The sequence below is a fragment of the Roseivivax halodurans JCM 10272 genome (assembly GCF_000521785.1).
Taxonomy (GTDB): Bacteria; Pseudomonadota; Alphaproteobacteria; order Rhodobacterales; family Rhodobacteraceae; genus Roseivivax; species Roseivivax halodurans.
The window spans coordinates 64,189-90,956 of sequence record NZ_JALZ01000002.1 but is presented as its reverse complement, the minus strand read 5'-3'; the positions used below and the strand labels follow the sequence as shown (position 1 = coordinate 90,956).

The window sequence follows — 26,768 nt, the reverse complement described above, 5'->3', positions numbered from 1 at the left end:
CCGGCCACCCCTCCGTCACTGGTACCAGAGCGCAAGCTGCGGGAAGGCGATCACCAGTCCCAGCGCCAGGACCTGAAGGCCGATGAAGGGCACGAGCGAGATGAATATCGTGCCGAGACCGATCTCCGGCGGCGCCACGCTCTTGAGATAGAAGGCGGCCGGCCCGAAGGGCGGCGAGATGAAGGAGATCTGCATGTTCAGCGAGAAGAGCACGCCGAACCAGATGAGGTCGTAGCCGAGCTCGCTCACGATGGGGGCGAAGATCGGGATCGTCAGCAGCGCGATCCCCACCCAGTCGAGGAACATGCCGAGGACGGCGAGGATCACCATCATCACCAGCAGCACCACGATCGGCGTGTCCGAGATCCCGAAGATCAGGCTCTCCACGAAATCGATCCCGCCCATGAGGTTGTAGACCCCGATGAGCGCGGTGGCCCCGACGCCGATCCAGACGATCATGCCGCAGGTGCGCAGCGTCTGCAGCGCCGCGTCCGCGATCATGCGCAGCGTGAACTCCCCCCGCACGATGGTAGAGAGCACGACGCCCATCACGCCGATGGCGGAGGCTTCCGTGACCGAGGCGATGCCGCCGTAGATCGAGCCCAGCACGAAGATCACCACGATGATCGGCAGGATCAGCCCCCGCAGGAGCGCGAGCTTCTCCGTGGCCGAGAGCTTCTCGTCCTCTTGCTGGACCGGGGCGAGCTCGGGACGGAAATAGCCGACCGCCAGCACGTATATGGTGTAGAATCCGGCGAGCATCAGGCCCGGCACGAAGGAGGCGGTGAAGACCTCCCCGATCGAGACGTTGGCCGAGAGGCCGTAGATGATCAGGACGATGGAGGGCGGGATCATCGTGCCGAGCGCACCGCCCGCACAGACGATACCGATGGCGAGGTGCTTGTCGTAGCCGAGCCGCAGCATCTGCGGCAGCGCCAGCAGGCCCAGCAGGACGATCTCGCCGCCGATGATGCCGGACATGGCCGCCAGGATCACCGCGACGAAGAGCGTCTGGACCCCGAGCCCGCCGCGGAGGTTGCCCGCCACCAGCCGCATCGCGTTGAAGAGGTCCCGCGCGATCCCCGACCGGTCGAGGACCGAGGCCATGAGCACGAACATCGGCACGGAGAGAAAGACGTATTGCGTGACGAAGGAATATATCCGCGTCGTAACGATCGGCACCGCCATCGGGCCGAACCATCCCAGCGCGAAGAAGAGCGCGACGAGGATCGTCACGAAGGCCAGCTGCATGCCCGTGAGCAGGAGCGCGATCAGCATGCCGAACATGACAACCGACGCACCGCCGATGCCCAGCGCTTGAAGGTTCAGGATCTCAGACATCGCCGGCACTTTCCTCGGTGGCGCCGGGCCGCCTCTCGGCCGTCGCCGTGCCGGGACGCCTCAGATGCCGCACGGTCTGCAGCAGGAACTGCACGCACATCACGCAGAGCATGATGAAGAGGAACGACTTAACGATCGCGGGCGTCGGCGGGTTCCAGGCGCTGCCGCTGGTCTCGAGCCGGAACCGCCCGTCCGGCGCATAGAGCGCCTTGTAGGCCAGCCCCGAGGCCGCCCAGGCCATGAGCGCGCATGCGATGAAGCCGACGACTGAAATCGCGACGTCGACCCATTTGCGCAAGGACGGCGACAACGCGTCGTAGATCAGCACGACCCGGATATGGCGATCCGAGGCGAGGCAATAGACGCCGCCGAACGCAAAGCAGATCGCGGTCATCGCAGTGGTGGTTTCGTGGACCCACATCGTGGGCGAATTGAAGAAATAGCGCATCATCACCTCGTAGAAGGTGAAGAGCGTCACGAAGACGAAGACGATTGCGAAAGGCAGGCCCAGCGGGATGATCCATCGCGACAGCGGGTCCTGCGGGGTCTCGCCCGAATGCGGGGGGCGGGCGGATTCGAGCTCATCCTGCGTCGAATTTTCGCGCATCGAGGCCTCCGTCTTATCGGCACAACAAGAAGATCCCCTCCATCCGCTGGGAATGGAGGGGTCGGCGTGCGATCAGAGCAGGTCCTGGCTCGTCAGGTAGGAGGTCAGTGCCTCGTAGACCTTGCGCGCGTTTTCGGACCGGTCGGCATAGGCCTCCCACTGGTCCTGCGCGATCTGGCGGAACTTGCGCTTCTCGTCCTCGGACCAGGAATGAAGCGTCACGTCGTCGGAATTGCGCAGCTCCTCGGCCACCGCCTCGTCGCGCTCGCGCATGGTCGCCGCGAGATCGTCCGCATAGCCGCGAACCGCCTCGGTCACCAGCTGCCGGTCCTCCTCGGACATGCTCTCCCAGGTCGCCAGCGTGATCGACACCTCGTTGAGCGGAAGCGAGTGGAAGCCCGGATAGATCGGGTTCTTCGCCACGTCGTGAAGGCCCATGGAATGGTTCGTGGCGAGCGTCGTGGCATCGGCGGCGCTGATCACCCCCTTGTCGAGCGAGGTGAAGATCTCCGATTGCGGCAGGTTCACCGGCGACGCCCCGGCATCGGCGAAGGCGGACTGCACCATGCCCTCGGGCGCCCGCATCTTCACGCCCTTCAGGTCCTCGACGCTGGTAATCGCGACCTTCGAGGGCACGGATTCGGGGGTCTGCGCCGCGGGGCCGATGAAGTGGACGCCGTAGGGCTCGATGATCTCGTTATAGAGGTCGGTACCGCCGCCGTCGTCGAAGAAGGCCCGCAATTCCTCGGCGCTGGAATACGCCCCGACGGGATTCCCGATCAGCGCGAATGCCGGATCCTTGCCGGTGAAATACGATGAATCGGTGATATGGCCGTCGAGGATGCCCGCACCGACCGCGTCGAGCGTCTCGTTGTATTCGACGATCGAGCCGACCGGCAGGACCTCGATATTGATGCGGCCGTCCGACGCTTCGGACAGGTTCTCGGCGAACCTCTGCTGAACCTTGAACGCCTCGCTTCCGGACGTGTCGCTCGACTGGAACCGCAGATCGTAGCTGTCCTGTGCGAATGCGGCGCCCGCGAATACGAGGCTCGCGGTTGCGCAAATTGCGAATGTCTTGATCATTGGGGGTCTCCTCCCGTTCCTGCGCCTTTGCCGAATTCGATCCGGAAAAGGCTCCTCCACCCCTGACCGTCGGTCAAAAGGCCAGAGGACGCAAGGGGTCCGAAATGGATATGATCGTCCGCTCCCCGGCATTGCCGCGCGCAGTCCCGGCCTCATGAGCCCCCCGGGTAAGCGTCATCTCCCGCCGTGCCGCCCGAGTGGCAGCATCATCGGCTTGCCCGTGGCCGGATCCGCGATGACGCGGCCCCTCGGCCCGAAGACCCGCTCGATCGGCACCTCCGCCTATTACGACAACGGGCGCACGGTTACGGCCACGCTCCGGCGGAGCTGGCAGGACATCGCGCCGGCTCCGGCCCCGCCTCTCACGCGGCGGAGAGCTGCGCGTAACGGCCCCCCGTCCGCAACAGATCCGCGTGAGTGCCGACCTCGGTGATGCGGCCCGCTTCCATAACGGCGATGCGGTCGGCGTCGCGGATCGTGCCGAGGCGGTGCGCAATCACCAGCGTGGTACGGCCCCGCGACAGCTCCGTGAGCGAGCGCTGGATCTGCCTCTCGGTCTCGGTGTCGAGCGCCGAGGTCGCCTCGTCGAGGATCAGGATCGGCGGGTTCCGCAGGAAGATCCGGGCGATGGCCACACGCTGCTTCTGCCCGCCCGACAGCGTCACGCCGCGCTCGCCCACCACCGTGTCGAGCCCGTCCGGCAGGTCCGCGATCATGTCGCCGAGCCGCGCCTTCCGCGCCGCCTCGACGATCTCCTCCTCGGTCGCATCGAGCCGTCCATACGCGATGTTCTCGCGCAGCGTGCCGCCGAAGAGGAAGACGTCCTGGCTCACGATCCCCACCTGCTGGCGCAGCGAGCGCAGGGTCACGCTCCCCGTATCCGTCCCGTCGATCAGCACGCGCCCCGCCTGGGGCTCGTAAAAGCGCGGCACCAGCGCGAGGAGCGAGGTCTTGCCCGCGCCCGAGGGGCCGACGAAGGCCACCGTCTCGCCCGGCGCCACATCGAGCGAGACCTCCCGCAGCACCGGCCGCGCCGGATCGTAGCCGAAGGTCACGTCCTCGAAGGTCACGCGACCCGCGAAACCGGGCGCCTCGAAAGCGTCCGCGCGATCCTCCACGTCGGGCCGCGTCTCCATCAGTTCGAGATATCTGCGGAAGCCCGCGATGCCGCGGGGATAGAGCTCGATCACCGCCGCGATCTTCTCGAGCGGCCGGAAGAAGAGGCCGACGAGCAGCAGGAAGGCGACGTAGCCCCCGGTCGTCAGATCGCCGTTGAGCACGAAGACCGCGCCCGTCACCATGACCGCGACCTGCACGAAGCGCATGCCCATGTAGTTGAGCGTCGAGGACACCGCCATGACCCTGTAGGCCGAAAGCTTCGTGTCGCGGTATCGCGCGTTGTCGCGGGCAAAGAGCCGCTTCTCGTGATCCTCGTTGGCGAAGGCCTGCACCACCCGGATGCCGCCCACATTCTCCTCGAGCCGCACGTTGAAATCCGCGACCCGCGCATAGATGTTGCGCCAGGTCCGCGTCATGCGCCCGCCGAAGACCATGACGATGCCGGCGCAGACCGGCACGATGGCCGCGGTGATGAGCGCGAGCTCCACGTCGATGGTCATCATCATCACGAAGGCACCGACGAAGGTCATGACGGCGACGAAGAGGTCCTCGGGCCCGTGATGGGCGACCTCGCCGATCTCCTCGAGATCGCGGGTCACCCGTGCCACGAGCTTGCCGGTGCGGACGCGGTCGAAATACGAGAACGAGAGCCGCTGCAGCTGGTCGAAGGCACGTCGCCGCATCTCGGTCTCGATGTTGATGCCGAGCATGTGGCCCCAGTAGATCACGATGGCCATGAGGCCGGTATTGACCGCATAGACCACCACCAGCCCGACGGCGGCGAGCACGGTCAGCCACACGTCCCCGCGCGGCAGCAGCACGTCGATGAAAAGCTTGATCGCCAGCGGAAAGGCGAGCTCGAGCAGACCCGACAGGACGGCGCTGCCGAAATCGAGCCAGAAGAGGCCCTTCCAGGGGCGATAATAGGCGGCGAACTGGCGAAGCATGGCGATCCCGTCTGATCCGGAAAATGCAGACCTCCGAGGCCCGCGCATCCGCGTACCTGACAAAATCCGTCAGCGAAAGGGAGGCACGGCACAAAGCCCCCCTGCACCTCCAGTTTCCGGTCACCGTGGGCGCTCGCCTCCGCGCTCCGCGCCGGAGTGATGCCGCCGGTTTTGACCTTGCAGCCGGGCGGAATGGAAGCGACTGCTCGCGCAACGTGGACCACGTACCGGTCCTTGCCCGACGATCCCCGATCCTTCCGCACAGGAGTGCCCCATGACCGACGCCCTGCTCCCGTCCCACGAGGATCTGAGCATCTGCTTCGCCCATCACGCCTACGACCTGAAGGCGACGTTCGACGCTCGCGAAACCGGCATGACGAGCTTCCAGGTCTCGAGCGTAGAGGATCTGCGCCACCGCCTGCCCGAGGCGGATGTGCTCGTCTGCTCCGGCCTCTGGCACAACGACATGCTCGAGGACGCGCCGAGGCTCCGCTTCCTCCAATCGGTGAGCTCCGGCACCAACGCCTACGATCTCGCGGCGTTCAGGGAGCACGGCGTCATGCTCGCCAGCGGCGCGGGGGCGAACATGAACGCGGTCTCCGAACATGCCATGGCGCTCCTGCTCGCGCTGACCCGCCGGCTGGGCCTCGCCCGGGACAAGCAGGCGCGGCGAACATGGGGCGACGAGCAGAGCGATCCTTCCCGGCGCGCGCGGGAGCTGCCCGGCCGGACGCTGCTCCTCGTGGGGCTCGGCCATATCGGCAACCGGATCGCCCTTCTTGCCAGGGCCTTCGGGATGCGCGTGACCGCGGTGCGCCGGAACGCGGAGGCAGGGCGCGGCCATGCCGACGAGGTCCATCCCTTCGGCGCCCTCCCCGAGCTGATCCCGGCGGCCGATGCGGTGGTCCTCTGCTGCCCGCTGACCGACGAGACCGCCAATCTGATCGACGCGGACGCGCTCTCGCGGTTCCGGCCCGATGCGGTGCTGATCAATGTCGCGCGCGGCGGCTGCGTCGACGAGCCGGCGCTGATCGAGGCGCTCCGGACCGGCACGCTCGCCGGAGCGGGGCTCGATGTGACCGCGACCGAGCCGCTTCCCGGCAACTCCCCGCTCTGGGACATGGAGAACGTCATCCTCACGCCCCACACCGCCGGCGAGACCGCCGCCTTCGAGGGCAACGTGATCGACATCTTGATCGAGAACCTCTCGAAGCTCCGGGCGGGGAATGCAGATCTCACGAACCGGGCCGCCTGAACCGCTGGCGGCCCGGCGCGGTCTCAGCGATGCGGCTCGCCCGCGGCGATCTCCTTCAGCCAGTCGATCACCGTCTGCGGCCCGTAGCGGTTCCGGTCCGCGCGGGAGGGCACGACGAGAAAATGCCCGTGCCGCGCCGGCAGGGTGAGATCGCACGACCGCACCAGCCTCCCGCTCTCGAGATAGGGCCGCGCGAAGACCTCCGCGACCAGCGCATGGCCGAGCCCGCGTTCCGCCAGATCGAGCGCCACCAGCGAGGTATCGACCACGTAATCGGGCAGCGGCGGCCGCCTTTCCGGGCAGTACTTCCAGAAGAAATGCTGCCAGGTGTCGACCACACCCGCGAGTTCTATGAGCGGCCCCCGCTCGAGAGCCGGCAATCCGCCCTCGAGCCCCGGCGCGCAGACCGGCTGCACGGCGTGGTGCATCAGCGGGATCACCTCTCCGTCCGACCAGAGCCCCTCGCCGTAGCGGATGTCGATGTCGATCAGCGCGCTGTCTCCGCCCTCGGCCCATGACGCCGAGAGCAGGCTCAGCGTGATCTCGGGATGCCGGGCGCGGAAGGCCTCGATCCGCGGCACGAGCCACAGGACGTTCAGCGAATTCATGCAGCGCAACGTGACCCGCTCGCCCCCCGACCGGCCGAAGACGCCGGCCGTGCTCGCATCGATGTCGATGAACGCCTTGCTCACCACCGGCAGATAGGCCTGCGCCAGCCGCGTCAGGACCAGCGTCCTGCGCCTCCGCTCGAAGAGCTTGTGACCGAGCCGCGCCTCCAGCGACCGGATCTGGTAGCTCACCGCCGAGGGCGTCAGGTTCAGCTCTTCTGAGGCACGCGTGAAGTTGCCGAGGCGCGCGGTCGCCTCGAAGGATCTCAGCCAGGCCAGTGGGGGAAGCTCGTCGAACATGACCGGCAGCCTATTCCCTCCTGCGAAATTTTTCACGGTTCTTGCGAATTTTTTTTCGTTATAGGGTTCGGCTCCGGATCTGACAGGGTGCGCGCCAAAGCGAGTTGCAAGGCAGGTCCGCATTGGCAAGCTACGACTACATCATCATCGGCGCCGGGTCCGCCGGCTGCGTTCTGGCCGAGCGTCTCAGCGCATCGGGCCGTCACTCCGTCCTCGTCCTCGAGGCCGGGTCGCATGATCGCTCGCCCTGGGTCCGCCTGCCGCTCGGTTACGGCAAGACGTTCTTTCACCCCAAGCTGAACTGGCGCTACCACAGCGAAGCCGATCCCGGGCTCGGCGGGCGCAGCGATTACTGGCCGCGCGGCAAGGTCGTCGGCGGATCGAGCTCGATCAACGCGCTGGTCTGGGTCCGAGGCCTGCCCAACGATTTCGACGACTGGGCCGAGGCGGGCGCCACCGGCTGGGACTGGGAGCTCGCGCGCAAGACCTACGAGGCGATGGAGACGCGGGTGCATGCCGACGGCCGCCGCGAGGGCAGCGGCGCGCTGCACGTGCAGGACGTCTCGGACCAGATCCACCCGGTCAACCGCCATTTCTTCGCCGGGGCCGCCGAGGCCGGCCTGCTCCGCACCGACGATTGCAACGGGGCCAAGCCCGAGGGCGCCACGACCTACCGCATCACGACGAGGAACGGCCTCCGCCACTCCGCCGCGCGCGCCTATCTCGCCCCGGCGCTGAAGCGTCCGAACGTCACCCTGCGCACCGGCGTCACGGTCGACCGCATCGGCTTCGAGGGACGGCGCGCCACCCATGTGCACCTGCGCGGCAAGGCCGGGCCCGAGACGCTCCGCGCCGGGCGCGAGATCATCCTGTCGGCCGGCGCCGTCACCTCGCCGCGGCTCCTGCAGCTCTCGGGCATCGGGCCCGCGGATCTGCTCCGCCGCCACGGCATCGACGTTCTCGCCGATGTCCCGCATGTCGGGGGCAACCTGCAGGACCATCTCGGGCTCAACTACTATTTCCGGGCGACCGAACCGACGCTCAACGACGCGCTGCGCCCCGCTTGGGGCAAGGCGATGGCGGCAATCCGCTATGCCCTGACCCGGCGCGGCCCGCTCGCGCTCTCGGTCAACCAATGCGGCGGCCTCTTCCGGTCAAGACCCGAGCTCAACGCCCCCGACCAGCAGATCTACTTCAACCCGGTCAGCTACACGACGACCCCGAGCGGCACCCGCAACGTGGTCAATCCCGACCCGTTCCCCGGCTTCATCATCGGCTACCAGCCCTCCCGCCCGACCAGCCGGGGGCGGATCGACATCTCCTCGGCCGATCCCGACGCGGCGCCGCATATCCGCCCGAACTCCCTCGCGACCGAAGAGGACCGCGCCGCGGTGATCGCCGGCGGCCTGCTCTGCCGCCGCATCGCCGAGACCCCGGCGCTCGCGGGGCTGATCGACCGCGCGGTCGAGCCCGATCTGCGCCAGCTCGACGGCGACGCGATCCTCGAGGATTTCCGCCGGCGCTGCGGCAGCGTCTACCACCCCGTCGGCACCTGCCGGATGGGCGCCGACCCCGCGCGCTCCGTGGTCGATCCGCGGCTGCGGCTGCACGGCTTCGGCGGCCTGCGCGTGGTCGACGCGTCGATCTTTCCGAACATCACCTCGGGCAACACCAACGCCCCGACCATGATGGCGGCGCATCACGCCGCCGAGCTGATCCTGGAGGCCGCATGACCGAGGCACCCTATTCGCCCTCCGGCGCGATGCCGAAAGCCGGGCGCGGCGCGGACGACACCGGTCCGCGCATCACCGCGCTCGAGACCTTCTCGACCCCGCTCGTCGGCTTCGTCCGCCTGACCACCGAGGACGGGGCGCAGGGCTGGGGGCAGATGTCGACCTACAACGCCGACATCACCACGCAGGTCTTCCACCGCCAGATCGCCCCCTGGGCGCTGGGCCGGGGGATCGACGCGCTCGAGGCGATCGTGGACGAGATCCCCGAGCGGGAGCACAAGTATCCCGGCACCTACCTGATGCGGGCGCTGGCGGGTCTCGACACCGCCGCCTGGGACTGGCGCGGCAAGGCCGCGGGCAAACCCGTCGCCGAGCTTCTCGGCGGCTCGGCCGGAGAGCTCCGCGCCTATGCCTCCTCGATGCGCCGCGACATCACCCCCGAGGCCGAGGCCGAGCGCATGCTGCGGCTGCGCGAGGCCCACGGCTTCGATGCGTTCAAGATGCGCGTCGGGGCCGAATGCGGCCGCGACGTCGACGAATGGCCCGGCCGGACCGAGGCGATCGTGCCCGCCATGCGCCGCGCGCTCGGGGACGATGCGGCGCTCCTCGCCGACGGCAATTCCGGCTTCTCCCCCACCCGCGCCATCGAGGTCGGCCGCCTGCTCGAGGCGAACGGGGTCGAGCATTTCGAGGAGCCCTGCCGCTTCTGGAAGCTCGAGGAGACCGCCGAGGTCACCGCCGCGCTCGATCTCGACGTGGCCGGGGGCGAGCAGGACTGGGATCTCGAGACCTGGCGCCGCATGATCGACATGCGCGCCGTCGACATCGTGCAGCCCGACATCCTCTATGTGGGCGGCATGACCCGGGCCATGCAGGTCGCCCGGATGGGCGCCGAGGCCGGGCTGCCCTGCACCCCGCACGCCGCCAACCTCTCGCTCGTGACCCTCTTCACCATGCACCTGATGCGCGCCCTGCCGCATCCCGGGCGCTACCTCGAACTCTCGATCGAGGGGCCGGATTACTATCCCTGGCAGGACGAGCTCTTCGTCCAGAGCCCCTATGCCGTCTCCGGCGGCCGCATCCGGGTCAGCGACGCGCCCGGCTGGGGAGTCGAGATCTCCCCGGACTGGCTGGCAAAATCCACATATCAAGCAAGCGAGGCCGACATATGACCGCCGACGAGCTGATCACCACCTATTTCGAAACCGGCACCCTCCCGGGCCTCCCGGACGGCCACTTCATCGACGGCGCCATCGTCGCCCCCGCCGCGGGCGGGAAGATGGAGAGCTTCGATCCCGGCACCGGACGCCCCTATGCCTCCTTCGCCGCAGGCGACGCCGAGGACGTGGACCGCGCCCTCGTCTCCGCCCGGACGGGCTTCGAGACCTGGTCGCGCCGCGCGCCGGCGGAGCGCTGCCGCATCCTGAACGAGATCGCCCGGACCCTGCGTGCCCATGCCGAGCGCCTGGCCGTGGTCGAATCCCTCGACAGCGGCAAGAGCCTCGCCGAGGCGCGCGGCGACGTCGCGGGCTCGGCCCGGCTCTTCGAATATTACGCCGGCGCCGCCGACAAGCTCGACGGCCGCTCGGTCAATCTCGGCTCGGACGCGGCCGCCTTCACGATCCGCGAGCCCGTCGGCGTCACCGCCCATATCGTGCCGTGGAACTACCCGACCTCGACGCTGGTGCGCGGCATCGCCCCGGCGCTCGCGGCGGGCTGCTCGGCGGTGGTCAAGCCGGCCGAGACGACGCCCTTCACCGCGCTTCTGATCGCCGAGCTGCTGATCGAGGCCGGGCTGCCCGCGGGCGTGGTCAACGTCGTCACCGGGACCGGCACGGAGGCCGGCGCGCCTCTGGTCGCCGACAGCCGGGTGGCGCATGTCACCTTCACCGGATCGGTCGGAACCGGCGTCAACGTCATGCGCGCGGTCGCCCCCAACGTGACCGGCCTCACGCTCGAGCTCGGCGGCAAGTCGCCCCTCGTCGCTTTCGAGGATGCCGATCCCGAAGCCGTGGCGGACGGCGCCCTCTGGGCGATCTTCTCGAATTCGGGGCAGATCTGCTCCGCCGGCTCGCGGCTGATCCTGCACGAGTCGCTGCGCGACGCGGTCCTGCCGCGGCTCGTCGAGAAGGCGCGCGCCCTGAAGCTGGGCCACGGGCTGCGCAACCCGGACATGGGCGCGATCAATTCCGCGGCGCATCTCGACAAGGTGGCGGGCTTCGTCTCCCGGGCCCGCGGGCGCGGCGTCGAGATCCTGACCGGCGGGACCGTCACTACCGATCCCGAGAGCGGGTCCGGCTGGTTCTTCGAGCCGACGATCCTCGACACGCCCGACCCGGCCGACGAAGCGGTGACGCAGGAGATTTTCGGCCCGGTTCTCGCGGTCCAGACCTTCTCGGACGAGGAGGAAGCGGTCGCGCGGGCCAACGGAACCGAATTCGCCTTGAATGCCGGCATCTATACCCGCGATACGGGCCGCGCACTTCGCGTCGCCCGCGCGATCGATGCCGGTCAGGTCACCGTGAACGACTATTGGGCCGGCGGCATCGAGCTGCCCTTCGGCGGCAACCGCAAGTCCGGCTTCGGCCGAGAGAAGGGGCTCGAGGGCCTCGACGCCTATACCCGCGCCAAGGCGATCACGCTCGCGGGCTGACACAGGCGGGCGGCAGCTGCCACCCGAGAGGCGCCACGGGCGCCGGACACGCGATCCCCCGGCAGCGGCAGGCCGCCGGGGACGACACCGACACACAGGAGGACATCATTTGAAACGGTTCACCGGCTTCACATCCCCCAGCCGCCGCGGCTTTCTGGCAGGAACCGCCGCCGCAGGCATGACCCTCGGCCTCGGCCTCACCCCGGCCCGGGCCGCCGAACCCCAGAAGGGTGGCACCCTTCGCGTCGGCTTTACGCAGGGCAGCACGTCCGATTCCCTCGACCCGGCGACCTATTCCAACGACTTCATGTTCGCCACGAGCTACGCGGTCTTCTCGACGCTGGTCGAGATCGCCCCCGACGGCTCGGCCAAACCCGACCTCGCCGAAAGCTACGAGGCGACGCCCGACGCCGCCACCTGGACGTTCCGCCTACGGGACGATGCGACCTTCTCGGACGGCAAGACCGTCACCGCGAACGACGTCGTCGCCTCGGTCCGCCACCACATGGGCGATCAGTCGAAGTCGGGCGTGAAGCCGCTCCTCGCGCAGATCACCGACATCAAGGCCGACGGCGACAAGGTCGTGGTCTTCACGCTGCAAAGCGGGAACGCCGACTTCCCGTTCATCTTCAACGACTACCACCTGACCATCCGGCAGGATCAGGGGGACGGCACGATCGATCCCGACACCCGCATCGGCACCGGCGGCTACGTGATCGAGGCCTTCGAACCCGGCGTCCGGATCGAGCTCGCGCGCCGCGACGATTACTGGAAAGAGGGCGCGGCCCATTTCGACAAGGTGCTGATCCTCAAGGTCGGCGATGCCGCCGCCCGGATGAACGCGCTGATGACCGGCGAGGTCGACCTGATCGACCGTCCCGACCTCAAGACCATCCACATGCTGGAGCGCAACCGCGATCTGCGCATCCACACCCAGAACGGCACGCTGCATTACACCATGCCGATGCACGTGACGACGGCGCCGTTCGACGACGTCAACGTCCGCCTCGCCCTCAAGCACGCCATCGACCGCGAGGCGATCGTGCAGAAGGTGCTGAAGGGCTACGGCACGGTCGGCAACGACCATCCGATCGCGAGCTCCATGCCGTTCTACAACGCCGATCTCGAGCAGCACGCCTACGATCCCGACAAGGCCAAACACTATCTCGGCAAGGCCGGTCTCGACAGCCTCGAGGTCACGCTGCACACCGCCGATGCGGCCTTCAACGGCGCCGTCGATGCCTCGGTTCTGTTCTCCGAGGCGGCGAAGGCGGCCGGGATAAGCGTCAACGTCGCGCGGGAGCCCGATGACGGCTACTGGTCGAATGTCTGGCTGCAGAAGCCCTTCTGCACCAGCTACTGGGGCGGCCGCCCGACGCCGGACCTGATGTTTTCGGCCGGCTATGCCGCGGATGCGGACTGGAACGCGACCAAGTGGCAGAACGAGCGCTTCAACGAGCTGCTGCTCGACGCCCGCGCCGAGCTCGACGAGTCGCTCCGGGCCGAGATGTACGGCGAGATGCAGATGCTCTGCCAGACCGACGGCGGCGCCCTCATCCCGGCCTTCGGCCAGTACGTCTCGGCGATGAACACCCGCGTCGCGATGCCCGAGAAGGTCTCGGAGATGTGGGATCTCGACAGCCAGCGCTTCATCGAGCGCTGGTGGTTCGCCTGATCCGCTCCTAGCCCTTCCCTGCGGCGGCCCCCTCGACCGGGCCGCCGCGTCAGAGACCGGCCCGCCTCAAGGGCCGCGGAGATCCGCAATGACCCGACTTCAAAAGCTGATCCTCAGCCGCCTTGCGCTGGGGATCCTGACCCTGTTCGTCGTCTCGGCGCTGATGTTCGTCGGGATCGAGCTGCTGCCCGGCGACCTCGCCCAGCAGATCCTCGGTCAGTCCGCCACCCCCGACACGCTGCGCGCCTTCCGCGCCGAGCTCGGCCTCGACCAGCCCCCGCACACCCGCTACCTCGACTGGCTTTCCGGCGTCGTTCAGGGCGATTTCGGCCAGAGCCTCGCCTCGGGGCGCAAGGTCTCCGACCTCCTCGGGACACGGCTCGCCAACACGATGTTCCTGGCCGCCTATGCCGCCGTGATCGCCGTGCCGGTCGCGGTGACGCTCGGCCTTCTCGCCGCGCTCTGGCGCAACTCGATCTTCGACCGCGCCGCCAATATCGGCGCGCTGAGCGCGATCTCGATGCCCGAGTTCTTCGTCGCCTACCTGCTGATCATGCTCTTCTCGATCAAGTTCGGCTGGTTCCCGACCCTCGCCCGGCTCGACACTGCGACGGGCCTCGGCGACGCGCTCTACGTGACCTTCCTGCCGGCCCTGACGCTGATCATGGTGGTGATCGCGCACATGATGCGCATGACCCGCGCCGCCATCATCAACGTCCTCGCCTCTCCCTATATCGAGATGGCCCGCCTCAAGGGTGTGCCGCGCTGGCGCGTCGTGCTGAAGCACGCCCTCCCGAACGCGCTCGCGCCGATCATCAACGTGATCGCGCTGAACCTCGCCTACCTGATCGTCGGCGTGGTCGTCGTCGAGGTGGTGTTCTCCTATCCCGGCCTCGGCCAGCTTCTCGTCGATGCCGTCGCCAGCCGCGACTTCCCCGTCGTGCAGGCGGTCGGGCTGTTCTTCGCGGGCACCTACATCCTGCTGAACGTCGCCGCCGACATCCTGTCCATCCTGTCCAACCCGCGCCTGCGGCACGGCCGCTGAGAGGAGACCGGAATGACGCTTCTCAGAACCGCTCCGCCCACCGCGATCTTCGGCATGCTGGTCCTCGCCGCGACCCTGCTGACCGGCATCTTCGCCCCCCTCGTCGCCCCCTATGGCGAGACCGAGATCGTCGGCGCGGAATACCTGCCCTGGAGCGCGGAATACCCGCTCGGCACCGACAATCTCGGCCGCGACATGCTCTCGCGGATGATCTACGGCGCCCGCAACACCGTGGGGCTGGCGCTCCTGACCACCGGCATCGCCTTCGGGCTCGGCGCCGCTCTCGGCATGTTCGCCGCTCTCAAGGGCGGATGGGTCGACCAGATCCTGTCGCGCGCCATCGACGTCGTGATGGCGGTGCCGCCGCTGATCCTCGCGCTCATGCTGCTCGCCATCATCGGCCCGTCGATCCCCAACATGGTCGGCGTGATCGCGGTGATCTACCTCGCGCCGGTCTACCGCCTCTCCCGCGCGGCCGCGATGAACGTCGTGTCGCTCGATTTCGTCGACGCCGCGAAGCTCCGCGGCGAGGGCACGCTCTGGCTCCTCCGCCGCGAGATCCTGCCCAACATCTCGTCCACGCTGGTGGCCGAGGCCGGGCTGCGCTTCTGCTTCGTGTTCCTCTTCATCGCCGCGCTCTCGTTCCTCGGCATCGGCATCCAGCCGCCCACCGCGGACTGGGGCTCGATGGTCAAGGAGAACGCCACCCTGATCACCTTTGGTGACGTGACGCCGCTGATCCCCGCCGGGGCCATCGCGCTGCTGACCGTCTCGATCAACTTCATCGCCGACTGGATGCTGCACCGCGCCAGCGGCCTGAAGAGCTGAGGAGGACAATATGGGCAACCTGCTGACCATCCGCGACCTGAGCCTCGAGGCCGGACCGCGCACCGATCCCAAACGCATCCTCGACCGGTTCGACCTCGATCTCGACCGCGGCGAGGTGCTGGGCCTCGTCGGCGAGAGCGGCGCGGGCAAAAGCTCCGCCGGGCTCGCGGCCATGGGCTTCACCCGCGACGGCGTGCGCATCGCCGGCGGCCGCATCGAGTTCGACGGCACCGACCTTGCGCGCGCCTCGCAATCGGCCCTCCGCCGCCTGCACGGCCGCCGCATCGCCTATGTCGCGCAATCCGCCGCAGCGAGCTTCAACCCCGCGCACAGGCTCATCGACCAGTTCGCCGAGGGGCCGGTGCTCCACGGCACCGCCGATACGGCCACCGCGCACGAGGACGCCCGCGCCCTCTACCGCCAGATGCAGCTGCCGAACCCCGACGAGATCGGCTTCCGCTACCCGCACGAGGTCTCGGGCGGCCAGCTCCAGCGGGCGATGACCGCGATGGCCATGGCCTGCCGCCCCGACCTCATCATCTTCGACGAGCCGACCACCGCGCTCGACGTGACCACCCAGATCGAGGTGCTCGGCGCGATGCGCGACATCACCGAGCGCTACGGGACCGCGGCGATCTACATCACCCACGACCTCGCGGTGGTTAGCCAGATGGCGGACCGCATCACGGTGATGCGCCACGGCCGCGAGATCGAGACCGCGCCGACCCCGCGCATTCTCGAGAGCCCGCAAGAGGACTACACCCGCTCGCTCTGGGCCGTGCGGTCGATCCGCAAGCCCGACGCGACCGGCGCGGCGGAGCCGATCCTCACACTCGAAGCGACCAGCGCCCATTACCGCAGCTTCCGCGCGCTCGACGGGATCGATTTCACGCTCGCCCGCGGCCGGACCACCGCCGTCGTCGGCGAGAGCGGCTCGGGCAAGTCCACGCTCGCCAAGGTCATCGCGGGCCTGATGGCGCCCTCCGAGGGGCGGGTTCTCTGGAACGGCGCGCCCCTCGCCGGGGATCACGGCAAGCGCACGCGCGCGCAGCTGCGCGACATCCAGATGATCTACCAGATGGCCGACACCGCCCTGAACCCGCGCCACACCGTCCGGGAAACGCTGGACCGTCCCGTCAGCCTCTTCACGAACCTCAAGGGGAAGGCCCGCCGCGCCCGCGTGCGCGAGCTGATGGAGCTGATCGAGCTCGATCCGGACGAATTCCTGGACCGCCGCATCCCCGAGCTCTCCGGCGGGCAGAAGCAGCGCATCGGCATCGCCCGCGCGCTGGCGGCGGAGCCGAAATTCATCATCTGCGACGAGATCACCTCGGCGCTCGACCAGATCGTCGCCGAGGGCATCCTCAAGCTGCTGATCCGGCTGCAGCAGGAGCTTGGCCTCACCTACATGTTCATCACCCACGATCTCGCCACGGTCGAGGCGATCGCCGACGAGGTCATGGTCATGAAGAACGGCAAGATCGTCGAATCCGGCCCGCGCGCCCGGATCTTCGAGGCCCCGCAGGAGCCCTACACCAAGCGCCTGCTGGCCTCCGTCCCGCAGATGGATGCGGGCTGGCTCGACCGCGCCCGCCGCGACGCGGCCGAGGCGAAATCCGCCGAAGCCCCGGCCTGACCGCTCCGCGAAGCCCGCCCGGCACTCGTCCGGGGCGGGGCTCCCGGGCCTCAGGCCTTCGGAGCCGGGGCGCCGCCTTCGAAGACGTTGCCGTTGGCGTAATCGCAGGGTTCCTCGCGCATCTCGAGATGCAGCCCGTCTCCCTCGTAGGGATGCGCCCGCGCCAGCGCCTCGTCGACCTCGATCCCGAGGCCCGGCGCCCGCGGCGCGGCGATGAAGCCGTCCTCGACCCGGATCGCGCCCCGGATCAGCCGGTCGTGGAACGGCGATTCGATCGTCTCGGCGATCAGCAGGTTCGGGATCGACGCGGCGAGATGGATGTTCGCCGCCCACTCCACCGGCCCGGCATAGAGATGCGGCGCGATCTGCGCGTTGAAGCTCTCGGCCAGCGCCGCGAGCTTGCGCGTCTCCCAGATCCCGCCCGCGCGCCCTAGGGCCGGCTGCAGGATCTCCGCGCCCCCCGTGCGCAGCAGAAGAGCGAACTCCGCCCGCGTCGACAGCCGCTCGCCGGTCGCGACCGGAATGCCGGTGGCCCGCGCCACCTCGGCGAATTCGAGCGCGTTGTCGGGCGGCAGGGGCTCCTCGTACCAGAGCGGATCGAACTCCGCGATCGCCCGCCCGAGCCGGATCGCCCCGGCTGTGTTGAACTGACCGTGCGTGCCGAAGAGGATGTCGGCCCGGTCTCCCACCGCCTCGCGGATCGCGCGGCAGAAGGCGACGGAGCGCGAGATGTCCGACATCGCCGGCTGATGCCCGCCCCGCAGCGTGTAGGGCCCCGCCGGATCGACCTTTACCGCCGTGTAACCGCGCGACACCGCCTCCGCCGCCGAGTCCGCCGCCATCCCGGCATCGACCCAGAACTCGGGCAGCGGATGCCGCTCCAGCGGGTAGAGATAGGTATAGGCCCGCACCCTCTCGTTCATGAGCCCGCCGAGCAGCGCCCAGACCGGCCGGTCCCGCGCCTTGCCGAGGATGTCCCAGCAGGCGATCTCGAGCCCCGAGAAGGCGCCCATCACCGTCGGATCCGGCCTCTGGGTGAAGCCCGAGGAATAGACCCTGCGGAACATCATCTCGACGTTCTCGGCGCTCTCGCCCTCCATGTGGCGGGCGAAGACGTCCTCGATCACCGCCCGCATGGCGCGCGGCCCCACCGCCGAGGCGTAGCATTCGCCCCAGCCGGTGATGCCGTCGTCGGTCGTCAGCTTGACGAGGATCCAGTAGCGCCCGCCCCAGCCCGGCGGAGGCGGCGCCACAATGAGAATGTCGAGGTCGCGCAAGCGCATGAGGGACCGCTCCTGTGATCGGGACTTCGGCGCGAACCGGACCAGCGGAGCGGCGCAATGTCCAGACGCTCCCCGCCACGTCAGGAGGGCCTTTCCGCCCAGAGAAAAGCCGCGCTCCCGGAGGAGCGCGGCCAAGGTTCACTGTCCCGTTTCTTGTTGTCCTCGCGATCAGCCCGGCGGGCCGACCATGAAGCAGGTGGTCTGCTGCGCCTGCAGGCGCCGGCAGGCGAGGTCCGCCATCTCCCGGGTCATCCCCATGAAATTGGCGTCATAGCCGCTCGGACGCTCCACGACCTTGCGCAGCGAGCCGTCGAGCGACGACATCTCCGACAGCGCCGTCTTCAGCAGCACCTTCTGCGCGGCATAGCGGCTCGGGTAGCGGCCGATATTGATGCCCCAGTGACGCCCGCCCGAGGTCGAGACGCGGCTCACCGTCTCGGTCTCCGGCTGGCTGCGCGCCGCCATCGCGACCTCGGTCTCCGTCGGCCCGCCGGCCGAGGCGAGGACGACCGCCGCCGGCCGTCCGCGCGGCCGCATCGATTCGGCAACCGCCGCATCGTTCGCCGCGATCGCGACCGCCGCTTCCACGGCATCGCTCGCGAGGTCGCTCTCGGCCGCCTCGCTCGCCGCAACCGCAACCGCGGCCTCGACCGCGCTCGCCACCTTGTCGGCCTCGGCCTCGATCGCCGCCTCGGCATCGGCCGATGCGATCACCGTCTCGATGTCCTCCGCGACCTCGGCCACCAGCGCCGGCGGCAGGACCTCCGTCGATCCCGGACGCGGCGCGGGTCGCAGGCTGCGGGTGACCGCCGCCGACGCCATCCGCACCGACCGGCCCTGCGCGCCCGGCACCGGATCGGCGTTCCGGGCGACGTCGATATTGATGCCCGAATTGCCTTGGTACGAAGGACGGCGCGGCGCCGCGAAGGCGATCCGGCTCGGCGCCTTCGTGAAGCCGAGATCGAGAAGCTTGGCGACCTGCGCGTTGCGCGAGGCGGTCGACTTGCCGCCGAACACCGTCGCGATCACCCGTTCGCCGCCGCGCTCGGCCGAGGCGACGAGGTTGAATCCCGCCGCGCGAGTATAGCCCGTCTTGATCCCGTCCGCGCCGGTATAGCTGCGCAGCAGCCGCCGGTTGGTGTGATAGACCGTCCCGACACCCGCATCCGCCGTGATCCGGCTGAAGAGGTTGTAGTATTCGGGATAGTCGTAAAGCACGTGACGGCCGAGGATCGACATGTCCCGCGCCGTCGAGAGATGCCCGCTCTCGGTCAGACCGTGCGCGTTCTTGAACGTCGTCCGGGTCATACCCAGCGCCTTGGCGGTCCTGTTCATCCGCCGCGCAAAGGCGGCTTCGGATCCCGAGATCGCCTCGCCGATCGCCGTCGCGCAATCGTTGGCCGATTTCACCGCCGCCGCCCGCACGCAATAGCGCAGCGCGATCTTCTGCCCGGTCCGCAGACCCAGCTTCGAGGGCGGTTCCGAGGCGGCGTTGCGCGACACGGTGATCATCGTGTCCATCGAAAGCTCGCCGTGCTCCACCGCCTCGAAGGCGATGTAGAGCGTCATCATCTTGGTCAGGGATGCCGGATGCAGCCGCGTATCCGCGTTCTCGCTGTAATAGACATTGCCCGACCGTGCATCCATCACCATGCCCGCATAGGGCGCCGCCAGCGCACCGATCGGAGCGAGGATGGAGAGCACGAAAATAGAGAGTATGAACAGACCGGTTTGGCCCGGCCCACGTCGCCGTCCCGTCACGTTTTCCGCCTTTGCCTGCCTCGGGGCCCCCGATGTTTCGGTTGGGCCGTGCTGCCTTATGACACCCCGTTCGGGGCGCGTATTATGAAGGTAACGTACCACGGGAAGAGTGAGGCGCAAAGGTTTCATTAAGCTTAATTTTTCGCTTGCCTTACGAGAAAGCGGCACCAGATCTGGTCACCCGCAGGGATCGCGTATACAAGCAGAGCGATTGCGGCCCGAGATACGCCACAGATGGCGCCCTCCGGCCCCCGCGCTGGCCATCCGCCGCCATTCGTGGCAGATGCCGATTTCGGGAACCGCGGCGCCGGTCTCGACCCTTTTCTAGTAGAGCCCCGTGATTATATAATCGCGCTGACCCTGCCACGCGAAACGGACGTTTTCAGGCACGATGACATACCCCCGCCCCTGCGCGATCACCAGAACCGGACCCGCGGCGCGCATCTCCATGGCCGGCCAGCCGGGCCGTCCCGGCGACGACGGAGACGGCGATGCCAGCGTCGTGGTCGACACCAAACCCAAGACCAAGCGGCCGCCGCTCTACAAGGTGTTGCTGCTGAACGACGACTACACGCCGATGGAATTCGTGGTCCACGTGCTCGAGCGATTCTTCGGCATGACCCACGCCCAGGCCTTCGAGATCATGCTGACCGTGCACAAGAAGGGCGTCGCCGTCGTCGGCGTCTTCAGTCACGAGATCGCCGAGACCAAGGTCGGCCAGGTGATGGATTTCGCCCGCCGCCACCAGCATCCGCTGCAATGCACCATGGAAAAGGAATGACCGGGCCCGCGCGCCCGGCTCTCTGACATGGCCCAATCCCGACTCAGTCACGCCCTTGCGGCCGGCGCCGTCGCGCTGCCGGAAGAGGGTCGCATCGCGATCTTCGGCCCCGCCGCCGACGCCGACCTTCCCGGCATCGATCCCGCCCGCTGGCACGTGATCCAGCCCTCCGCGCCCGATTATGCCGCCCTCTCCGCACGCGGCTACCACTGCGCGACGCAGGCAGTCGGCCCCTATGCCGCCGCCGTGGTCACGCTGCCCCGGGCCCGCGACCGCGCGCAGGGCTGGATCGCCGAGGCCTGCGCAGCCACGGACGGGCCGATCCTGGTCGACGGCGCCAAGACCGACGGCATCGACGCCATGCTGAAGGCGGTCCGCGCCCGCGCGACGATCGACGGACAGATCGCAAAGAACCACGGCAAGGTCTTCTCCTTCGCGTCGACGGACGCCTTCGCCGACTGGCAGGGCGAGCTCACGGCGAATCGCGACGGTTATCTCACCGGTCCCGGCGTCTTTTCCGCGGACGGGATCGATCCGGCCTCCGCCGCACTCGCCGAGGCGCTCCCGGAAAAGCTCGGCCCACGCGTCGCCGATCTCGGCGCCGGCTGGGGCTATCTCGCGACGCAGATCCTGAAGCGCGACAGCGTGAAGGTGCTGCACCTCGTCGAGGCCGACCGCATCGCTCTCGACTGTGCCACCCGCAACGCCCCCGACCCGCGCGCCGTCCTGCACTGGGACGACGCCCGCACCTGGCGCGCGCCCGAGCCCCTCGACAGCGTCGTGATGAACCCGCCCTTCCACGAGGGCCGCGCCGCCGATCCCGGCCTCGGGCGTGCCTTCATCGCAACGGCCGCGCGCATCCTCACGCCCGGCGGCACCCTCTGGATGGTGGCCAACCGCCATCTGCCCTACGAGACAGTCCTCGAGGACGCGTTCCGCGACGTCTCCGAACTGGGCGGCGACCGGCGCTTCAAGATCCTTTCCGCCGCGCGGCCCCGCCGCGCCGCCTCCCCTTCCCGGACGCGCGCCGCGCGCGCCTGACAGGACCAGAGCACATGACATTTTCCGTAGAGGGCAAGACCGCCATCGTGACCGGGGCCGCAAACGGCGTCGGCCTCGCCATCGGTCGCCACCTCGCCGCCCGCGGCGCCAACGTGATGTTCGCCGACATGGACGAGGCGCGGCTGTCTAAGGAACTCGGCAAGACCGACGAGGACGACCGCATCCGCTACTTCGCGGGCGACCTGCGCGAGCGCCTCACCCTCACGAACCTGCTGTCAGCGACGCTCGACAGCTTCGACCGCGTCGATATCCTGGTGAATGCCTCGCGCCAGCTCATGCCGTCCGATCCGCTCGACATGGACGACGATTCGATCGAGACGCTGCTCGACCAGAACCTCATGACCTCGCTGCGGCTCAGCCAGCTCGTCGCCAAGCGCATGATCAAGCAGTCCGAGGGGCAGGACGAGGTCAGCCAGGCCGGCGCCATCGTGAACCTCTCGTCCATCGCCGCGCGCCGCACCCATCCGCAGCTTCTCGGTTATTCGGTCTCCTGCGCCGCGCTCGACCAGATGACCCGCTCGCTGGCGGTCGCGCTGGCGCACCACAAGATCCGCGTCAACGCCGTCGCCTTCGGCTCGGTCATGTCGGCGAGCCTCAAGGACACGCTGAAGGAACGTCGCGACTACCGCGGCGAGATCGAGGAGCACACGCCTTTGGGCCGCATCGCCTCTCCCGACGAGCTGACCGAGGCGGTGCAGTTCCTGATCTCCGACGCCGCGCGCTTCGTCACCGGCCAGATCATGACCGTCGACGGTGGCCGCATCCTCCTCGACCCCTGCACGGCCCCCGCCCACTGACTTGCGGCGCCGCCCGGCCGCCCGCTATGGAGGAGCGGCCAAATCAGGGGAACGGGTGCAATGAGTGACGAGATGCTGGCCGAAAAGGCGCGCGCGAGCGCCTGGTTCCGCGAGCTGCGCGACCGCATCGTGACCGCCTTCGAGGCGCTCGAGGACAGCCACATAGACGGCCCCGGCGCCGCCTCCGCCCCCGGCCGCTTCGAGGTGACGGAAACCAGCCGCACCGCCGAGGACGGCTCCGACGCCGGCGGCGGCCTCATGAGCGTCATGCGCGGCGGCCGCGTCTTCGAGAAGGTCGGCGTCAACGTCTCCGAGGTCTACGGCACGCTCGGCACCCGCGCGCAGGCCGCCATGGCCGCCCGCAAGGGCATCCCCGGCATGGAAGACGATCCGCGCTTCTGGGCCTCCGGCATCAGCCTCGTCGCCCATATGCAGAACCCCCACGCCCCCGCGGTGCACATGAACACCCGCATGTTCTGGACGCCTCATGCCTGGTGGTTCGGCGGCGGCTCGGACCTCAATCCCTGCATCGAATACCCCGAGGACACCGCGCATTTCCACGCTGTCCAGAAGGAACATCTCGATCCCCACGGCGCGGCGCATTACCCGCGGCTCAAGGAGTGGGCGGACGAATACTTCTACATCCCCCACCGCAAGCGCGCCCGCGGCGTCGGCGGCATCTTCATGGACGATCACAATACCGGCGACTGGCAGGCGGATTTCGCCCTGACCCGCGACATCGGACAGGCCTTCCTGCCCGCCTACCTGCCGCTCGTCGAAAAGCGCCGGGTGCTCGACTGGACCGGCGCCGACCGCGAGACGCAGCTCGTTCACCGCGGCCTCTATGCCGAGTACAACCTCGTCTACGACCGCGGCACCAAGTTCGGGCTCGAGACCGGCCACGACCCCGACGCCGTCCTCATGTCCCTGCCGCCGCTCGCGAAGTGGATCTGAGCGGCGGGGCCTAGCCCCGCTCCAGAACCGCCATGTAGAACCCGTCCATGCCGCCCGCCTCGGCCCAGTAGTCGGGCCGGAGCCGCAGCCCGCCCTCCTCGGAGCGCCATCCGTCATCGATCCAATCCGCCTCGGGCGCCACGACGCTCAGCCCCGGATGCCGCTCCAGCGCCTCCTCGACCTGGCATTCGCCCTCGTCGGGGATGAGCGAGCAGGTGCAGAACACCACGCGCCCGCCGGGGCGCGCCAGCCGCAACGCCGCATTCAGCATCTCCGCCTGCAGGCCGATCAGCTCCGCGATCCCCTCGCCCGCCCGCGCATGCGGCAGGTCCGGATGCCGCCTTATGGTGCCGGTCGCCGAACACGGCGCATCGAGCAGCACCGCATCGAACGGCCCGGCATCGAAAGCCAGCGCATCCCCGCAGACGACCTCCGCCGAAAGCCCCGTCCGCTCCAGATTCTCCCGCAGCCGACCGAGCCGCGCCTCGGAGGCATCGAGCGCCACGACCTCCGCCCCCGCCGCCGCCAGCTGAAGCGTCTTGCCCCCGGGCGCCGCGCACATGTCGAGGACCCGCAAGCCCGCCACGTCCCCAAGCAGCTTCGCCGGCAGCGCCGCGGCGGCGTCCTGCACCCACCACGCGCCCGCATCGAAGCCCGGCAGCGCCGACACCTGCGTCCGCGCAGACAGCCGCACCGATCCAGTGGGCAGCAGCTCCCCGCCCACGGCCTCGGCCAGTGCGCCCGCTTCGCCCTTCGGCGTCAGGTCGAGCGGCGCGCCCGCCTCGTGCGCCCGCTCCATCGCCGCCACATCCGTCTTGCCCCATGCCTCGACCAGCGGCTCGCGCAGCCAGTCCGGCAAACGCGGCGCGGGCGCCGCCGCCCAGGCCTCCGGCGCCCCCTCGGCGGCCTTGCGCAGCACCGCGTTCGCGAGCCCCGCGAAGCCTTCCGTCCGCTTGCCCGCCTTCAGCGTCGCCACGGCCGCGTTCACCACCCCGTGCGCCGCCCCGCCCTGCGCCAGCTCGTAGGCCGCGATGCGCAGCACGTTCCGCGCCTTCAGCGGCGGCGCCTTGCGCAGATGCGGCGCCAGCACGTAATCGGCGCGGCTCAGCCCGCGCAGCGTGCCCGTCGCGAGCCGCTGCGCCTCGGCCCGCGCCTCGGGCGGCAGGGCAAGGAAACCCGAAGCGCCCAGCGCCTCGCTCATCAGCCGCCCCTCGCCGAGCACCTGCCCGAGGAGGTCGGCCGCGGCACGTCGCGGGTCGGGCGTTGCGGATCGGGGCATGGCGGCTTTCCTTGTCTGGGACGCGAGGCTGCGTATATCAGCAGCACCGCGAGCGAAAGCGCCGCAAGCGGAGAGGAGGCAAGAGATGTCCGACGACGCAAATCCCGACCTGCCCGAAGCGGCCCGCCGCGCGCTCGCCGAAGCGGAGGAGCGCCGCCGCGCCGCCGAAGCCGCAGACGCGGCCAATCCCCGCCCGGTCGAGCTCGGCGGTCGCAAGGGCCCCGAACCCGTCCGCTACGGCGATTGGGAGAAGAAGGGCATCGCAATCGACTTCTGAGCGGGGCTCCGGCCCCTCACTCGATGGCGAACCCCGCCGAATCGCCCGCGCCGCGGTCCGAGGTGAAGCGGATCCGCCCCTCCTCCGCCGTCACCAACTGACAATTGCGGTCACGCCCGCCGCCGCTCCAGCGCAGCTCCCGGCAGAAGAACCCGTTCTCCCACGACCAGTCGCCCGAGACGTCGAAGCCGAATCCCGACCCGCTTATGCCGCCGTCGGGCGTGACCCGCAGGCGCACCAGCGGCCGCGTCAGCGTCCGCCCCTCGACGAGCCCGAGAAACGTGCCCCGCTCGGCGATCCGCTGCGGCTCGGCCGCGAGCGGCGTTGCGAGGAGGCCGGCGATCAGGCCGGCGCGGCACAGACATGCTAACATCGCTTCGTCCCCGTGATGACATATCCCGGGGAATACGCACGGGGACCGGGCCGGATCAGTTTCGCCGGGGCATCAGAGCCCGAGCACGTCCGACATATCGTACGCCCCCGGCGCCCGGCCGATCCCCCAGAGCGCGGCCCGGATCGCGCCGCGGGCAAAGATCGCCCGGTCCGTCGCCACGTGCCGCAACACGATCCGCTCGCCCTCGCCGGCGAAGATCACGTCGTGCTCGCCGACGATGTCGCCGCCGCGGATCGCCGAGAACCCGATGGCACCCCGCGTCCGCGCGCCGGTCATCCCGTCGCGCCCCCGGTCGGCGACGCGCGAGAGGGCGACGCCCCTCCCCTCCGCCGCAGCCTCGCCCAGCATCAGCGCGGTCCCGGACGGCGCGTCGACCTTGCGGTTGTGATGGGCCTCGACCACCTCGACGTCCCAGTCGGCGTCGAGCGCCTCGGCCACCTTCCGCGTCAGACCGACCAGCAGGTTGACGCCGAGCGACATGTTCCCGGCCCGCACCTGCACGCCCCGGCCCGCGACCCGGCCCAGCGCATCGAGCTGCTCGTCGGAGAATCCGGTCGTCCCGATGACATGCACCGCACCCGCCGCCGCCGCGGCCTCGGCGAAGGCCAGCGTCGCCGAGGGGGCGGTGAAATCCACCACCGCCGCCGCGCCGCGGAACGCCTCGGCCGGATCGTCCGTTACGATCACGCCGGTTTCGGCCCCGCCCATTGCGGCACCGATGTCGCGCCCGATCCAGTCGTGCCCCCCATGCTCGAGCGCGCCCGCCAGACGCACCTTGTCGGAGGCCGCGATCTCGTGCGCCAGCATCTGCCCCATCCGGCCCGACACGCCGGTGACGACCACGCCCGGAATTTCGCTCATCACCCAGATCCCCTTGCCGATTTGCACATGCTTATCCTGCGCCCCTCTGCTTGGCAAAGCGGCACGTCTGGCATAGGTAATGCCCATGGCGAAGAACCGGCAAAGCGGGGCCGAAGGTCCCTCCCAACGACAGCTGCGTGTGGGCGAACTCATCCGCCGCACCCTCTCGGACGTGCTGATGCGCGGCGACGTGCACGACCCCGAGCTTTCGGGGCGCTCGATCACCGTGGGCGAGGTGCGCGTCTCGCCGGATCTGAAGGTCGCCACCGCCTACGTTCTGCCGCTCGGCGGGCACGGGCAGGACGACCTGATCGGCGCGCTCGCGCGCAACAAGTCCGAACTGCGCCGGCAGATCGCCAAGAAGCTCACGCTCAAATTCGCGCCCGACCTGCGATTCCGCGTGGACGAGACCTTCGACCGGATGGACGAGACCCGCCGCATCTTTGAGCAGGACAACGTCCGCCGCGACCTCGACGACTGAAGACC

General features: G+C 69.1%; 24 protein-coding genes. 14 read left to right on the top strand and 10 right to left on the bottom strand.

From position 1 onward, the window contains the following. Positions 1–15 precede the first annotated feature (15 nt). From OCH239_RS02780 to OCH239_RS02765, 4 genes are all read right to left on the bottom strand, one after another. Positions 16–1,341 carry a TRAP transporter large permease gene (locus OCH239_RS02780; RefSeq protein WP_037258434.1) on the bottom strand — a complete coding sequence of 442 codons (1,326 nt, stop codon included), beginning with the start codon at positions 1,339–1,341 and terminating at the stop codon, positions 16–18. After that, positions 1,334–1,948 carry a TRAP transporter small permease subunit gene (locus OCH239_RS02775; protein ID WP_037258431.1) on the bottom strand — a complete coding sequence of 205 codons (615 nt, stop codon included), beginning with the start codon at positions 1,946–1,948 and terminating at the stop codon, positions 1,334–1,336. The genes OCH239_RS02780 and OCH239_RS02775 overlap by 8 nt, the downstream gene beginning before the upstream one ends. A gap of 72 nt (positions 1,949–2,020) precedes the next feature. Then, positions 2,021–3,034 carry a TRAP transporter substrate-binding protein gene (locus tag OCH239_RS02770; protein ID WP_037258428.1) on the bottom strand — a complete coding sequence of 338 codons (1,014 nt, stop codon included), beginning with the start codon at positions 3,032–3,034 and terminating at the stop codon, positions 2,021–2,023. Between the two features lie 362 nt (positions 3,035–3,396). Further along, a complete protein-coding gene (locus OCH239_RS02765; RefSeq protein WP_037258425.1) occupies positions 3,397–5,100 on the bottom strand; it encodes an ABC transporter ATP-binding protein in 1,704 nt (567 codons plus the stop codon). A gap of 274 nt (positions 5,101–5,374) precedes the next feature. Between OCH239_RS02765 and OCH239_RS02760 the strand changes: the two genes are divergently transcribed. Then, positions 5,375–6,355, top strand: coding sequence for a D-2-hydroxyacid dehydrogenase (locus OCH239_RS02760; protein WP_037258423.1), 981 nt, complete (start codon positions 5,375–5,377; stop codon positions 6,353–6,355). Between the two features lie 23 nt (positions 6,356–6,378). On the opposite strand, the gene OCH239_RS02755 is transcribed toward OCH239_RS02760, so the two are convergent. Then, a complete protein-coding gene (locus OCH239_RS02755; protein ID WP_037258420.1) occupies positions 6,379–7,263 on the bottom strand; it encodes a LysR family transcriptional regulator in 885 nt (294 codons plus the stop codon). Positions 7,264–7,385: 122 nt separating this feature from the next. On the opposite strand from OCH239_RS02755, the gene OCH239_RS02750 reads away from it, so the two are divergent. From OCH239_RS02750 to OCH239_RS02720, 7 genes are all read left to right on the top strand, one after another. Then, entirely contained in the window at positions 7,386–8,996 is a 1,611-nt protein-coding gene (locus tag OCH239_RS02750) for a GMC family oxidoreductase (RefSeq protein WP_037258417.1), read from the top strand. Continuing rightward, positions 8,993–10,168 carry a mandelate racemase/muconate lactonizing enzyme family protein gene (locus tag OCH239_RS02745; protein ID WP_037258414.1) on the top strand — a complete coding sequence of 392 codons (1,176 nt, stop codon included), beginning with the start codon at positions 8,993–8,995 and terminating at the stop codon, positions 10,166–10,168. The genes OCH239_RS02750 and OCH239_RS02745 overlap by 4 nt, the downstream gene beginning before the upstream one ends. Next, positions 10,165–11,649 (top strand): aldehyde dehydrogenase family protein, encoded by a 1,485-nt coding sequence (locus OCH239_RS02740; RefSeq protein ID WP_037258411.1) that lies wholly within the window; start codon positions 10,165–10,167, stop codon positions 11,647–11,649. The genes OCH239_RS02745 and OCH239_RS02740 overlap by 4 nt, the downstream gene beginning before the upstream one ends. A gap of 109 nt (positions 11,650–11,758) precedes the next feature. Next, complete coding sequence (locus OCH239_RS02735; RefSeq protein WP_037258407.1) at positions 11,759–13,324, top strand: ABC transporter substrate-binding protein; 1,566 nt, start codon at positions 11,759–11,761, stop codon at positions 13,322–13,324. Positions 13,325–13,412: 88 nt separating this feature from the next. Continuing rightward, positions 13,413–14,369, top strand: a complete 957-nt coding sequence (locus tag OCH239_RS02730) for an ABC transporter permease (protein ID WP_037258404.1) — start codon at positions 13,413–13,415, stop codon at positions 14,367–14,369. A 12-nt stretch (positions 14,370–14,381) separates the two neighbouring features. Next, the gene (locus OCH239_RS02725) at positions 14,382–15,197 is read left to right on the top strand and encodes an ABC transporter permease (protein WP_037258400.1); all 816 of its coding nucleotides are present in this window, start codon (positions 14,382–14,384) and stop codon (positions 15,195–15,197) included. Between the two features lie 10 nt (positions 15,198–15,207). Next, entirely contained in the window at positions 15,208–16,833 is a 1,626-nt protein-coding gene (locus OCH239_RS02720; RefSeq protein WP_037258397.1) for an ABC transporter ATP-binding protein, read from the top strand. 50 nt (positions 16,834–16,883) lie between these two features. Here OCH239_RS02720 and OCH239_RS02715 read toward each other — a convergent pair whose 3' ends face one another. Both OCH239_RS02715 and OCH239_RS02710 read right to left on the bottom strand, forming a co-directional pair. Beyond that, positions 16,884–18,116, bottom strand: coding sequence for a mandelate racemase/muconate lactonizing enzyme family protein (locus OCH239_RS02715; protein WP_037258394.1), 1,233 nt, complete (start codon positions 18,114–18,116; stop codon positions 16,884–16,886). Between the two features lie 168 nt (positions 18,117–18,284). Then, positions 18,285–19,877 (bottom strand): D-alanyl-D-alanine carboxypeptidase family protein, encoded by a 1,593-nt coding sequence (locus OCH239_RS02710; RefSeq protein WP_037258392.1) that lies wholly within the window; start codon positions 19,875–19,877, stop codon positions 18,285–18,287. 448 nt (positions 19,878–20,325) lie between these two features. Between OCH239_RS02710 and clpS the strand changes: the two genes are divergently transcribed. Genes clpS through hemF form a run of 4 tightly spaced genes read left to right on the top strand, consistent with a single transcriptional unit; the run spans position 20,326 to position 23,471 of the window. Further along, positions 20,326–20,658: an ATP-dependent Clp protease adapter ClpS gene (gene clpS / locus OCH239_RS02705; protein ID WP_037258389.1), complete on the top strand. Its 333-nt coding sequence runs from the start codon at positions 20,326–20,328 to the stop codon at positions 20,656–20,658. A 27-nt stretch (positions 20,659–20,685) separates the two neighbouring features. Beyond that, positions 20,686–21,699 carry a class I SAM-dependent methyltransferase gene (locus OCH239_RS02700; RefSeq protein ID WP_037258386.1) on the top strand — a complete coding sequence of 338 codons (1,014 nt, stop codon included), beginning with the start codon at positions 20,686–20,688 and terminating at the stop codon, positions 21,697–21,699. A 14-nt stretch (positions 21,700–21,713) separates the two neighbouring features. Continuing rightward, positions 21,714–22,517, top strand: a complete 804-nt coding sequence (locus tag OCH239_RS02695) for an SDR family NAD(P)-dependent oxidoreductase (protein WP_037258384.1) — start codon at positions 21,714–21,716, stop codon at positions 22,515–22,517. A 60-nt stretch (positions 22,518–22,577) separates the two neighbouring features. After that, a complete protein-coding gene (gene hemF, locus OCH239_RS02690; protein WP_037258381.1) occupies positions 22,578–23,471 on the top strand; it encodes an oxygen-dependent coproporphyrinogen oxidase in 894 nt (297 codons plus the stop codon). 10 nt (positions 23,472–23,481) lie between these two features. On the opposite strand, the gene OCH239_RS02685 is transcribed toward hemF, so the two are convergent. Then, positions 23,482–24,750, bottom strand: coding sequence for an RsmB/NOP family class I SAM-dependent RNA methyltransferase (locus OCH239_RS02685; RefSeq protein ID WP_037258378.1), 1,269 nt, complete (start codon positions 24,748–24,750; stop codon positions 23,482–23,484). Between the two features lie 85 nt (positions 24,751–24,835). On the opposite strand from OCH239_RS02685, the gene OCH239_RS02680 reads away from it, so the two are divergent. After that, entirely contained in the window at positions 24,836–25,027 is a 192-nt protein-coding gene (locus OCH239_RS02680) for a DUF1674 domain-containing protein (protein WP_037258375.1), read from the top strand. Between the two features lie 16 nt (positions 25,028–25,043). Here OCH239_RS02680 and OCH239_RS02675 read toward each other — a convergent pair whose 3' ends face one another. Both OCH239_RS02675 and dapB read right to left on the bottom strand, forming a co-directional pair. Continuing rightward, complete coding sequence (locus OCH239_RS02675; protein WP_037258372.1) at positions 25,044–25,400, bottom strand: hypothetical protein; 357 nt, start codon at positions 25,398–25,400, stop codon at positions 25,044–25,046. 72 nt (positions 25,401–25,472) lie between these two features. Then, positions 25,473–26,282 (bottom strand): 4-hydroxy-tetrahydrodipicolinate reductase, encoded by an 810-nt coding sequence (gene dapB, locus OCH239_RS02670; RefSeq protein WP_037258970.1) that lies wholly within the window; start codon positions 26,280–26,282, stop codon positions 25,473–25,475. An 85-nt stretch (positions 26,283–26,367) separates the two neighbouring features. Here dapB and rbfA point away from each other — a divergent pair, with 85 nt between their 5' ends. Continuing rightward, a complete protein-coding gene (gene rbfA, locus OCH239_RS02665; protein WP_037258370.1) occupies positions 26,368–26,763 on the top strand; it encodes a 30S ribosome-binding factor RbfA in 396 nt (131 codons plus the stop codon). Positions 26,764–26,768: the final 5 nt, after the last annotated feature.

Bases quoted from the DNA above. Each gene is read 5' to 3' on its own strand.
- OCH239_RS02780 (WP_037258434.1), bottom strand. From the start codon at position 1,341: ATGTCTGAGATCCTGAACCTTCAAGCGCTGGGCATCGGCGGTGCGTCG.
- OCH239_RS02775 (WP_037258431.1), bottom strand. From the start codon at position 1,948: ATGCGCGAAAATTCGACGCAGGATGAGCTCGAATCCGCCCGCCCCCCG.
- OCH239_RS02680 (WP_037258375.1), top strand. From the start codon at position 24,836: ATGTCCGACGACGCAAATCCCGACCTGCCCGAAGCGGCCCGCCGCGCG.
- dapB (WP_037258970.1), bottom strand. From the start codon at position 26,282: ATGAGCGAAATTCCGGGCGTGGTCGTCACCGGCGTGTCGGGCCGGATG.
- hemF (WP_037258381.1), top strand. From the start codon at position 22,578: ATGAGTGACGAGATGCTGGCCGAAAAGGCGCGCGCGAGCGCCTGGTTC.
- OCH239_RS02760 (WP_037258423.1), top strand. From the start codon at position 5,375: ATGACCGACGCCCTGCTCCCGTCCCACGAGGATCTGAGCATCTGCTTC.
- OCH239_RS02675 (WP_037258372.1), bottom strand. From the start codon at position 25,400: ATGTTAGCATGTCTGTGCCGCGCCGGCCTGATCGCCGGCCTCCTCGCA.
- rbfA (WP_037258370.1), top strand. From the start codon at position 26,368: ATGGCGAAGAACCGGCAAAGCGGGGCCGAAGGTCCCTCCCAACGACAG.
- OCH239_RS02725 (WP_037258400.1), top strand. From the start codon at position 14,382: ATGACGCTTCTCAGAACCGCTCCGCCCACCGCGATCTTCGGCATGCTG.
- OCH239_RS02720 (WP_037258397.1), top strand. From the start codon at position 15,208: ATGGGCAACCTGCTGACCATCCGCGACCTGAGCCTCGAGGCCGGACCG.
- OCH239_RS02770 (WP_037258428.1), bottom strand. From the start codon at position 3,034: ATGATCAAGACATTCGCAATTTGCGCAACCGCGAGCCTCGTATTCGCG.
- OCH239_RS02745 (WP_037258414.1), top strand. From the start codon at position 8,993: ATGACCGAGGCACCCTATTCGCCCTCCGGCGCGATGCCGAAAGCCGGG.
- OCH239_RS02695 (WP_037258384.1), top strand. From the start codon at position 21,714: ATGACATTTTCCGTAGAGGGCAAGACCGCCATCGTGACCGGGGCCGCA.
- OCH239_RS02740 (WP_037258411.1), top strand. From the start codon at position 10,165: ATGACCGCCGACGAGCTGATCACCACCTATTTCGAAACCGGCACCCTC.
- OCH239_RS02715 (WP_037258394.1), bottom strand. From the start codon at position 18,116: ATGCGCTTGCGCGACCTCGACATTCTCATTGTGGCGCCGCCTCCGCCG.
- OCH239_RS02765 (WP_037258425.1), bottom strand. From the start codon at position 5,100: ATGCTTCGCCAGTTCGCCGCCTATTATCGCCCCTGGAAGGGCCTCTTC.
- OCH239_RS02685 (WP_037258378.1), bottom strand. From the start codon at position 24,750: ATGCCCCGATCCGCAACGCCCGACCCGCGACGTGCCGCGGCCGACCTC.
- OCH239_RS02730 (WP_037258404.1), top strand. From the start codon at position 13,413: ATGACCCGACTTCAAAAGCTGATCCTCAGCCGCCTTGCGCTGGGGATC.
- OCH239_RS02700 (WP_037258386.1), top strand. From the start codon at position 20,686: ATGGCCCAATCCCGACTCAGTCACGCCCTTGCGGCCGGCGCCGTCGCG.
- clpS (WP_037258389.1), top strand. From the start codon at position 20,326: ATGGCCGGCCAGCCGGGCCGTCCCGGCGACGACGGAGACGGCGATGCC.
- OCH239_RS02755 (WP_037258420.1), bottom strand. From the start codon at position 7,263: ATGTTCGACGAGCTTCCCCCACTGGCCTGGCTGAGATCCTTCGAGGCG.